Below are 10,264 nucleotides of genomic sequence, written 5' to 3'. Positions count from 1 at the left end.
ATGCTGCGCGAGGCGCAGGAGGCGCCGCAGGTGGTCGCGCGTCTCCTCGAGAGCAACGCGCCCCTGTGCCGCGAGCTCGGCGAGCGCCTGCGCGCCTCGCCGCCGCCCTTCGCCGTGACCTGCGCGCGCGGCAGCTCCGACAACGCGGCGACCTTCGTCAAATACCTGCTCGAGATTCATTCCGGCCTCGTCACCGCGTCCGTCGGCCCGTCCGTGACCTCCGTCTACGAGGCGCGCCCGCGCATGCGCGACGCCCTGTTCCTCGCCGTGTCGCAATCGGGCCGCAGCCCGGACATCCTCAACCTCGCCCAGGCTGGGCGTGACGACGGCGCCCTGACGGTGGCGCTCGTGAACGACACGACATCGCCGCTCGCCTCCACCTGCGAGGTCGTGCTGCCGTTGCATGCAGGCCCCGAGAAGAGCGTCGCGGCCACGAAATCCTTCATCGCGGCGCTCGCGGCAGGATTGCAGCTCGTGGCGCACTGGTCGCAGGATCAGGAATTGCTGGCGGCCCTCGACACCCTGCCGGATGTGCTGGCCCGCGCGTCCGCGACCGATTGGTCGGCGGCGCTTCCCGAGTTGTCGGACGCGAACAACCTGTTCGTCGTCGGGCGCGGCGTGGGCTTCGCCGTCGCGCAGGAAGCCGCCCTCAAGCTCAAGGAGACCTCCGGCGTCCACGCGGAGGCGATGAGCGCCGCCGAGCTGATGCACGGCCCCTGGACGCTGGCGGGCGACCACTTCCCGATCCTGGTGCTCAGCCAGCGCGACGAGACCCTGAGCGGCGTCAATGATCTCGTGACGAAGCTGCACGAGCAGGGCGTTCCCGTCATCGTCGCCGGTGCCGCGGAGGGCCGGGCGAGCGTCGCCCTGCCGGGGATCGAGGATGCGCATCCCTATCTGGCGCCCATCGCGCTCATCCAGAGCTTCTACCCCCTCGTGAATGCCATTGCCTTGGCGCGCGGCCGCAATCCCGACAACCCGCCGCGCCTGCGCAAGGTGACGGAGACCGTCTGATGCCGATCGCCCTCGTGGGAGCCCGCCTGTTCGATGGCGCGCACATGCTCGCCGGCCGCGCCGTCGTGATCGAGAACGGCCGCATCCTCGGCCTGCCGCACGAGCAGGATCTGGGCACCGGCATCGAGCGCCACCGGATCGAGGGCCTGCTCGCCCCGGGCTTCATCGACGTGCAGGTCAATGGCGGCGGCGGCGTGCTCTACAACGACGTGCGCAGCGTTGAGGGCATCCGGACGATTGCCGAGGCCCACAGGACTTATGGCACCACCGGCCTTCTGCCGACCTTCATCACCGATACCCGCGAGACCATGGCGGAAGCCGTGGAGGCCATGCGCGCGGCCCTGGCCGCCCGCGTGCCCGGCGTTCTCGGCATCCATCTCGAGGGCCCCTTCATCAGCCCCGAACGCAAGGGCGTGCACAACCCCGCCTTCATTCGCCCGATCGAGGATGAGGACATCGCGATCCTGACCTCACTCACCGAGGGCCGCACGCTCGTGACGCTGGCGCCCGAGCGCACCGGCATGGAGGCGATTGCCCGCTTGGCCGCTTCAGGCGTGCTGGTCTGCGCCGGGCATACCGCCGGCGATTACGCGACCATCATGGAAGCGGCGCGCCACGGGCTGCGGGGTTTCACGCATCTCTACAACGCGATGCCGCCCATGGCCGGGCGCGATCCGGGCCCCGTGGGCGCGGCGCTCGACAGCCCGGACACCTGGTGCGGGCTCATCGTCGACGGGCACCACGTGAGCGATGCGGCTCTGCGCGTGGCGATTGCCGCCAAGGGCACGGAGCGGATGATGCTCGTCACCGACGCCATGTCGGTGACCGGCACGGACCTGACGAGCTTCGACCTGCACGGCCGCACGATCTATCGCCGGGACGGCAGGCTCACCACGGAGGACGGAACGCTTGCAGGCTCCGACCTCGACATGGCGAGCGCGGTGCGCAACAGCGTCGAGCGGCTGGGGCTTGCCCTGCCGGACGTGCTGCGAATGGCATCGCTGATCCCCGCTCAATTCCTGAAGCTCGATCACGAACTGGGCCGCATCGCGCCCGGCTATCGCGCCGATCTCGTTCTCCTCGACGAGGGCCTGCAGGTGCGGCAGACGTGGATCAGAGGCGAGGCTCTGTATGAAGCCCCACTTGTTCACTACAATGGGTAACCGTCGTGGCGCGCTCGCCTATGACGGTTACTGGCGACGATGGGCATTTGAGCTGCGCCATCGACCTCCGTGCGACTTGGTGGAGCCTCGCTCCCGGACGTTTGTGAGCCCGGCGTATATACACGCTCGGCCCGATGCGCTTTCCCGCACAGACCAACTGTCCGGATGCGAGACGTCCCTTATCTTCCAGAATTACGACAGAATATCGCCCATCGCTCGATCAAGGACCTGCAGAAGCAGATCTGCGTGCTCGCGCTTGAAGATCATCGGGGGGCGCAGTTTGATGACATTGTCATAGGGTCCATCCGTACCCATGAGGACACCAAGCGACTTACACCTATTGGAAATCTTGGACGCAATGTCTCCCGCATGCTCCTTGGTCGAACGGTCCTGAACCATCTCGATCCCGAGGAACAGCCCCCGCCCGCGAACATCGCCGATAGCCGGGTATGTCTCCTGCAGGCGCCGCATGCCTTCAAGGAGATAGGCTCCCTGGTTGGAGGCGTTGGTAAGCAGGTTCTCCTGCTCAAGGGTCTCAAGAACCGCGAGTCCCGCGGCGCAGGAGACGGGATTTCCGCCAAAGGTGTTGAAGTACTCCATGCCATTGGCGAAGGCGTCCGCAATCTCTCGGCGGACTGCAACCACCGCAAGAGGATGGCCATTGCCGATGGGCTTGCCCATCGTGACGATATCTGGAACCACACCATGTTCCTCGAAGGCCCACATGGAGCTTCCAACACGGCCAAACCCGACCTGCACCTCGTCGGCGATCACAATGCCGCCTGCATGACGAACATAGGCATAGACCTCCTTCAGGTATCCTGGAGGAAGAAAGATCTGGCCGGCCACGCTCGGGATGGTCTCGGCGATGAAAGCCGCCGGAGCATGGCCTTCCGAAACGAGGCTGGAGATGGCCCTCCCTGCCTCGCCGGCATAATGGCGGGCAATCTCCTCCGGTGTTCCGGCCACGGGCGCCCGGTAGACCTCCGGGATCGGTAGCTCATGAGTGAACGCAGACCGCCCGCCGCCTCCTTTTCTCTTATACTTGTAGGGGCTGATGTCGATCAGGGCCTGCGTGTGGCCATGATAGGCCCAATCGAGTACCAGCATGTCGTTGCGGCCCGTGACGGTTCGCGCCATTCGCAAGGCCAGGTCATTAGCCTCACTGCCCGTACACACGACGAAGAACGTGTCGAGTTCTTTCGGGAGAGTTCCGGCCAGGCTTTCCGTGTAGTCAATGATGGCATCGTGGAGATAACGGGTGTTGGTGTTGAGAAGCGCTGATTGACGGGCGATCGCCTTCAGTACATTCGGATGGCAGTGTCCGAGATGGGCGACGTTGTTATAGCAGTCGAGATAGGCACGTCCTGAGTCGTCATAGAGCCAGACGCCTTCACCTCGCACCATTTTGAGAGGGGTGCTGTAGGACATGCTGACGTTGCGCCCCAGCCGACCGCGCCTCCTGTCGACCAGCTCGTCCCTCGTGCGGCCGCTCCTCACGAAAGTTTCGGGCACCAGGCCGGCGAAATCGTAAGGGCGTGGGTAGAGATCCTCCCAGACTGGAACAAACGCCTCTTCGCCAACACCGGGGATGATGCTGACATCCTCGTAGGGCACCGTGATCAATTGCAAGTGGACATGGGGCACCCAGCCGCCATTTTCCGCATAATCCCCGAGCCGGGCCACGAAGCTGCCGGCATCGAGCCGCTCCCCGATACGGCGCTCCCGGACGGAGGCATGGTCGAGATGGCCCCACAAGGTCCAGAAGCGCAGGCCAGCCTCCGGCTCGTGCTCGAGTAGAATGAGCCCGCCATAATCTTGTGGCTCCGGGTTGATCGTGGCTGCAACGACTGTCGCCGCCAGAGGCGTGAACATCTCGGTTCCCGCCGGCGCGAAGATATCAAGGCCAAGATGGATGTTGCGGCGTTTGCCTGCGGTCAACACCGATTCGAAGAACGGTGCAGTATAGATGACCCGCCATTCCCCCCATGGGCCTAGGCCAAGCGTGAACTCGTGCTGACGCACGAGCTCGGCATAGGCGCGGTCGGCGCCAGCATTGTCTTGGGCAGCGCTTGCAGCGGCCAAGGGTTCATCAAGGCTGCCGAGATTCAAGACATGCTTTGCCTGCCGCGCCGGGTGTGGATTCATGAGAGGCGCCAGGTTCCGGCGATTGGTGGAGAGCCACTCCCGGATACGGCGGGCTCCCGGAGCAGCTTCAAGCCCACAAGCCTGGCGCAGGATACCTGTTGCGATGCGATGATCGATGACCGAGAGCTTTCGCAGCAGATCCCATGCAGGCTTCTCACTGACGAAGAGGTACGGGTCCTCGGCAGCGCCTGCGCGGCGGGCCGCCGACATGGTGACACTGATGGCGAGGCGGGCCATGATCAGATCGAGAATCACGGCGAATTCTTCGTCCTGAAGCGGATACTCGGCATGGTAGCCGGCCACAATCCGGGCGCCCGCCTCAATGGGGTTGACCTCATCAAGCATCGCATAGGCGCACGCGACGGCGAGTTCGGCGACGATGGGAGAATGCACGGCATCGCCGAAATCGATTAAGCCGTTTACGCGCCCGTCAGCGACAAGGACATTCCAATCGTTGGCGTCATTATGGATGACTCCGCAGCGCAGGTACTTCAGGATCGGCACGACACGGAGATCATAAATGTCGAGAGCTTTCTCCACGAGTCGACGCTGCTCGGGGTCGGTAATCGCCTGCAGACGCTCTCGGGAAACTGGCGTTGTCCGGATTTCCCAATCAAAGGCGCGGTGCGCTCCCGGATGACCGAAGCTGGCAAGCGCCCGATCAAGCTGACCGAGGAGCTTCCCTAGGCCATGCAGAACCTCCGGTGTCTTCACCTCCTCGGCGAGCGGGCGCCCCGGAAGGTAGGAGACAAGGCGCACGGCATGCCGTCCCGATGCGCTGTCGATCAGAGCGAAATCCTGCCCGCGCACCGTGGGCAGAATGCGTGGAACGGTCAGGTTTGGGTTGCAACTCTCCACGTGGCGCAGGAGAGAAGTCTGAAACTCTATGGCTGAGAGCGGCTCCGCCGCGTTCATGATCTTGAACGTCAGTTTTCGTCCGTCCGCTGCCTCAACGAGAAAGTTCTGGTCCCGCTCGCTTGGTAGGCAGGCCAACTCACCTTCAATACCAAAGTGCGCCCGCAGATGCTCCCGTGCGGCGATGCTCGAGAAAGTGGGACGGGGGTCGTTGAGGATGGTCAAGGCAGCATTCCGGGTTTGTGGTTTTATAGAACCTGGCATCGACGGGGTGGCGGCCGCACCAGCCAATATGGCGGTCCCGCCGCCCTTTCGACGGCCCGAACGTCAATTGGCGCCACTCAGGCGGGCTTCTCATCCTTGAGAACAATCGCTGTCGTGACGTCTGCGACGTCCGGCATGAGGGCAATCTCGTCTCGGGCAGAGTTGAGGCCTGACATGGCGGCGGCCTCGATTTCGACCACAAGATCAAGGTCGCCGCTGACGGAAAAGCACCGTCGGACGGCTGGAAGGGCTGTGATGCGGGAAACGGTCTCCCGCGCCGGCGTTCGCCTCAGCCGGATCATCAGCAGAGCCCGGACCACCTCCCCTCCCCGAAGATCCGACAGCACATCCGCCTTATACCCGAGGATGATTCCTTCAGCCTCCATACGGGCGATCCGCTCGCGGACAGAGCTGCGCGCCAGTCCAACCTTGCCAGCAAGGGTCTTGAGGGGAAGTCGGGCATTCTGCTGAAGAAGGCGCAGGATCTCGCGGTTCTTTTCGTCCATGTAGGGGCGGGCCTAGGATTATTACAGGCGGAGGAGGCTGGCGGGTTCAAGGGTTAAGGCTAAACAGCCAACTGTACATACCCTACCACAGGCGCAGACAAGTCACGAAACAGGCTTGCAGCGTCCGCAGGTACCACCTTCCTGGAAATGCCTTCCGAGCTTGAACGGGGAACCGGCGCAAACAATCCGCCAGTGGCAGGACGTGCCGGGGGTACTGTCAGTACCCATCCAAGGGGCACCGTCAGGTTAACCGGCGGGTGACCCGATAGAAGGCATATAGGAGGGATGAACTCGCCCCATCACCCCCGCTATGCCCGTCACCGCTTTCCGGCTGAAGTGATCAGCCATGCCGTCTGGCTATACTTTCGATTTCGTCTCAGCCTCCGGATGATCGAGGAAATGCTGGCTGCCCGAGGCATCCTGGTCAGCCATGAGACGGTGCGGCAATGGGCACTGAAGTTTGGTCAGAGCTTTGCCAACCAGATCCGCAGAGGTCTTCCGGCAGCCGGTGACAAGTGGCACCTCGACGAGGTTGTCATCAGCATTGCAGGCCGAAAGCACTGGCTCTGGCGAGCGGTCGACCAGCATGGGATCGTGCTCGACATCCTGGTCCAGAGCCGTCGCAACGCCACAGCGGCCAAGCGTCTGCTGCGCAAGCTGCTCAAGAAGCAGGGTGCGGCGCCTCGGGTGATGATCACGGACAAGCTGGCCAGTTATGCCGCTGCGAAAAGGGTTGTCATGCCAGGTGTGGAGCATCGACAGCATCGAGGCTTGAACAATCGTGCCGAGAATAGCCATCAGCCGACCCGACGACGGGAGCGCATCATGAAGCGCTTCAAGTCAGCCGGGCAGGCTCAACGGTTCCTCTCGGTTCATGATCAAGTCGCGAACCTCTTCCGCCGTCCGGCTAACACCAACGCCGCTGATCATCGAAAGGCTCGGGCTCAGGCCTTCCAGGTCTGGGCTGACGTGACTGATATCGCGAGCGTCGCCTAAGTCCGGATGCGAGCCGGGTCGGTATGTCCTTCTTCAACAACTTGACGGTGCCCTCTGGAGCGTGTGCTCCTCAGATCCTGTAGACAGGACGGAGTATACGAACAGGCCCCAGCCGATCGCCGTCGCTGCCAGGAGGCCTTTGCCCGTTGCACCGAGCTGCAGCCTGACTTGGGTTTTCATATAGCTCATGAGCTTACTCGCGGATCGTTAGCTGAATTTTTGAGAGCGTTGTGTGCTCACATCAGCTCCGCATTGGGTCGAGCTTGTGACGCAATTAGGACTGTGCGAGGCGGTTGACCACGCATGGTTAACCAAACGTGTTCGTCTGCAGCTGGGGATCGACACCAAACTGCTGGCTTCAGCACAGGTCCAATTTGGTAAGGATCTCGTTTTCAGTTGTGGTAACGGAAGCCAGGTGCGAGTAACGATGGTGACTGGCGAAACTCGTTGTGACGGCTACACGATCCGGTAAACTTGGCCGGTGTTCGCATTGCGGTAGAGATCAACTGTCGTGCCATTCCAGTGGTAGTCGAGATGACGACCCTGAATGGGATTTGCGGCGCAGTCTGGATAAAACACACCCACGCACTCGCCACCTGGATAGCGGACGCTCGGGTAAACGACACCGTTGGAGCCTGCAGCACGAAGCTGAGACCCCAATGCTTGGCTCGCTTCGTAGTTGTCGAGCCGGAGCAGCCCCGATTGGTCGGCTGCACTACTCCTGAGGTCATGCAGTTGTGCATTGATGTCGAGCAAGATCTCGCGGAATTGAGAGGTCCACCCAGCCGGTTCATCCGTGCGGGCCATAAACTTCCCATGGTGGTGGATCGTCTCGAATAGAGCGACTTCAAAGGTGTTCCCCGCGTAGAGGATGCCAAACGTACCATCGCTGAAGCGACTGGGCCGATCAGTGCTCACATGTGTAAAAGGAGCCATGAGGTAACTCGCCCCCGGCCCGGCGACGCGACGCTGTTCCGGGACAAGGTCGAGATTGCCGATGGTCTCCATTAGGCGCGGATTGGTCTTCTGTTCCGCCGAGATAATCAGGGGCCAATCGGCTGGGTCGGCAATGTCCTCGAAGAGGTCAATCGGTGGAAAGATGCTCCGGATGATCCGAACGGAACTAGGCCACCTGATCTCTGAGATGGAAATTGAACTTATATCGATCACCAGGTGCCCCGCTCGGCGTCGAGATAGCGGCGGACGCGCATCAGGTCAGTGAGTTCACCGCCGAGCATCACCTCAAGGGCCGACCTGTTCGCGAATGCGGAGTTTGGCTTCTTGATCCAAGCATAACCGCGCTGCGGTTCGCGGAAGATGATCCGGAGGGCTTTATGGATGCCCATGAGGTTCGACAGCCGAGCCTTGCTGTCGCGGTCGATGCGGCCGAGATCACCAGCTTTCCAGCGGCGGTACGTCCGCACTGGCAGATCCAGCAGGGTGGCCGCCTCCTCATCAGTAATGTCCCACAAGCGGAACAAGTTGAGCGCTGCGCGAAACATCGCGGCGGCCTCATCATCGGTAATCGGTGAGGGTTGGAAGTCCCTAGGTGCGGTGTCGACGGGCAGTAAAGCAGCCATAGCAGCATCTCCATTATGGCATTATATGCCGATTTCAATGCCAAATGGCAAGCTGCTGTTCCTTGCATCCGCACAAGTGAAACATAGCTTCATCATTGCAGTTCAGCTTAGCCGTTCTTATGCACGAGGTGGCTGGAGAAGGGCTGGCGGATGTAGCTTAAGCACTTGAAGCAGCGTAGGATTTGGTTGCTGACACCCGTCCTGCAACCCCTTCAAAGCTGCCACACCCGCCATGATGGACGATACAACCGCAACCTTCCCGTTTCCAGCCGTGGGCCGCAAGAAGATCACCGCTGCTTTCGACGGCGGACGCTTGTCGTCCGACGGCGGCGTCATGCTCCTGGCCCAGGCCGAGCGCCGGCTCGGCATCGCCGAGCGGCTGGCGCGCATCATCCCGGATCGGCGCGATCCCAGCCGCGTGACGCACGCGATCCCGGATATGATCCGCGCCCGCATCTTCGCCATCGCGTGCGGCTATGAGGATTGCAACGACTTCGGCCCGCTGCGGGCTGATCCGGCATTCAAGCTCGCCTGCGAGCGCCTGCCGGAAACCGGGACGGATCTGGCCTCGCAGCCGACCCTCTCGCGTCTGGAGAATGCGCCTACGATCCGTGATGCGATCCGCCTGAGCTACGCCCTGGTCGACCAGTGGATGGACAGCTATGCCACCCCGCCGGACGGCGTGGTGCTGGATATCGACGACACCTGCGACGTGGTGCATGGGCACCAGCAGCTCTCACTGTTCAACGCGCACTATGACGAGCGCTGCTTTCTGCCGATCCATGTCTACGACAGCACCGGCCGACCGGTCGCCGTCGTGCTGCGGTCGGGCAAGACACCCTCGGGTCGTGAGGTGCGGGCGCATCTGCGACGCCTCGTGCGGCGCATCCGCACGCGCTGGCCTCTCACCCGCCTCACGATCCGGGGCGACAGCCACTATGCCCGGCCTGAGGTCATGGCCTTCTGCGAGCAGAGCGGCCTCAGTTATCTGTTCGGGCTGGCCGGCAGCCGGCCGCTCACCAGCAAGGTGCAGGACACCGCGGATGCGGTGCGCACCCGACGGGCGATCGAGGATCGTGAGGTGGTGCGGGATTTCGCTGAGACCAGGCACCGGGCCAAAAGCTGGTCGTGCGAGCGTCGCGCGATCGCCCGCATCGAGGCGACCCGCCTCGGGCTCGACATCCGCTTTGTGGTCACCAACCTGACCGGCACCAGCCCGCGGGTCATCTACGAGAGCCTGTACTGTGCCCGGGGTCAGGCCGAGAACTGGATCAAGTTCCACAAGGCGCAACTCGCCTCCGACCGGACCTCGTGCCGGCGAGCAGTGGCCAATCAGGTTCGGCTGGTGCTGCACACGGCCGCCTACTGGCTGATGCTGGCGGTGCGCGAGGCTATTCCGGCTGCACGCGATCTCGCCCGGGCCGAGTTCGCCACGCTGCGGCTTCGCCTGCTCAAGATCGCCGTGCGGGTGCAGGAAACCACCAGCCGCATCCGCTTGGCCTACGCGTCCTGCTGTCCCGAAGCCGACCTGTTCCGCGCCATAGCGGCGGCTCTCCTGCCCAGCCCGAGAGCAGCCTCGCCATGAGCGCCGGGGCTGCCATCGCCCCGGTCACCCCATGTCTTCTCCGCCAACGCGTTCCTACGTTCCAAACCTCGCCGCGATGAAAAAGACGCAACAGATTGGCTCGCCCAAGCCGCAAGTCAGGTCATCGCAACAAGCTCAGGTGAATACGATCGG

The 10,264-nt window shown here is 62.9% G+C and carries 8 protein-coding genes; 4 read left to right on the top strand and 4 right to left on the bottom strand.

The features are described 5' to 3' along the window. Nucleotides 1-1,014, top strand: a 1,014-nt coding sequence (locus DDF70_RS33805) for an SIS domain-containing protein (protein ID WP_114948952.1), incomplete at its 5' end; no start/stop codon positions are given. Then, the gene (gene nagA / locus DDF70_RS33800; RefSeq protein ID WP_114948951.1) at nucleotides 1,014-2,177 is read left to right on the top strand and encodes an N-acetylglucosamine-6-phosphate deacetylase; all 1,164 of its coding nucleotides are present in this window, start codon (nucleotides 1,014-1,016) and stop codon (nucleotides 2,175-2,177) included. The genes DDF70_RS33805 and nagA, both read left to right, overlap by 1 nt. A 192-nt stretch (nucleotides 2,178-2,369) precedes the next feature. Here the strand turns inward: nagA and DDF70_RS33795 are convergent, their stop codons facing one another. Continuing rightward, complete coding sequence (locus DDF70_RS33795) at nucleotides 2,370-5,405, bottom strand: aminotransferase class III-fold pyridoxal phosphate-dependent enzyme (RefSeq protein ID WP_245435760.1); 3,036 nt, start codon at nucleotides 5,403-5,405, stop codon at nucleotides 2,370-2,372. Between the two features lie 116 nt (nucleotides 5,406-5,521). Further along, nucleotides 5,522-5,950 carry an Lrp/AsnC family transcriptional regulator gene (locus DDF70_RS33790; RefSeq protein ID WP_114948950.1) on the bottom strand — a complete coding sequence of 143 codons (429 nt, stop codon included), beginning with the start codon at nucleotides 5,948-5,950 and terminating at the stop codon, nucleotides 5,522-5,524. Nucleotides 5,951-6,235: 285 nt separating this feature from the next. Between DDF70_RS33790 and DDF70_RS33785 the strand changes: the two genes are divergently transcribed. Continuing rightward, a complete protein-coding gene (locus tag DDF70_RS33785; RefSeq protein WP_114948949.1) occupies nucleotides 6,236-6,946 on the top strand; it encodes an IS6 family transposase in 711 nt (236 codons plus the stop codon). Nucleotides 6,947-7,402: 456 nt separating this feature from the next. Here the strand turns inward: DDF70_RS33785 and DDF70_RS33780 are convergent, their stop codons facing one another. Further along, on the bottom strand, nucleotides 7,403-8,116 hold the full coding sequence (locus tag DDF70_RS33780) for an RES family NAD+ phosphorylase (protein ID WP_114948948.1): 714 nt from the start codon (nucleotides 8,114-8,116) through the stop codon (nucleotides 7,403-7,405). Further along, on the bottom strand, nucleotides 8,113-8,526 hold the full coding sequence (locus DDF70_RS33775; RefSeq protein ID WP_114948947.1) for an MbcA/ParS/Xre antitoxin family protein: 414 nt from the start codon (nucleotides 8,524-8,526) through the stop codon (nucleotides 8,113-8,115). Before DDF70_RS33775 ends, DDF70_RS33780 begins: the two co-directional genes overlap by 4 nt. 232 nt (nucleotides 8,527-8,758) lie before the next feature. Between DDF70_RS33775 and DDF70_RS33770 the strand changes: the two genes are divergently transcribed. Beyond that, nucleotides 8,759-10,111, top strand: coding sequence for an IS1380 family transposase (locus DDF70_RS33770; protein ID WP_114946644.1), 1,353 nt, complete (start codon nucleotides 8,759-8,761; stop codon nucleotides 10,109-10,111). Nucleotides 10,112-10,264: the final 153 nt, after the last annotated feature.

It is taken from the genome of Microvirga calopogonii (assembly GCF_003347665.1).
GTDB lineage: Bacteria > Pseudomonadota > Alphaproteobacteria > Rhizobiales > Beijerinckiaceae > Microvirga > Microvirga calopogonii.
The sequence above is the reverse complement of the archived record's forward strand: the minus strand, read 5'-3'. Positions and strand labels throughout refer to the sequence as shown.

What these genes read in the sequence shown, in the direction of transcription:
- nagA (WP_114948951.1), top strand. Translation starts at nt 1,014, where the DNA reads ATGCCGATCGCCCTCGTGGGAGCCCGCCTGTTCGATGGCGCGCACATG.
- DDF70_RS33790 (WP_114948950.1), bottom strand. Translation starts at nt 5,950, where the DNA reads ATGGACGAAAAGAACCGCGAGATCCTGCGCCTTCTTCAGCAGAATGCC.
- DDF70_RS33770 (WP_114946644.1), top strand. Translation starts at nt 8,759, where the DNA reads ATGATGGACGATACAACCGCAACCTTCCCGTTTCCAGCCGTGGGCCGC.
- DDF70_RS33785 (WP_114948949.1), top strand. Translation starts at nt 6,236, where the DNA reads ATGAACTCGCCCCATCACCCCCGCTATGCCCGTCACCGCTTTCCGGCT.
- DDF70_RS33775 (WP_114948947.1), bottom strand. Translation starts at nt 8,526, where the DNA reads ATGGCTGCTTTACTGCCCGTCGACACCGCACCTAGGGACTTCCAACCC.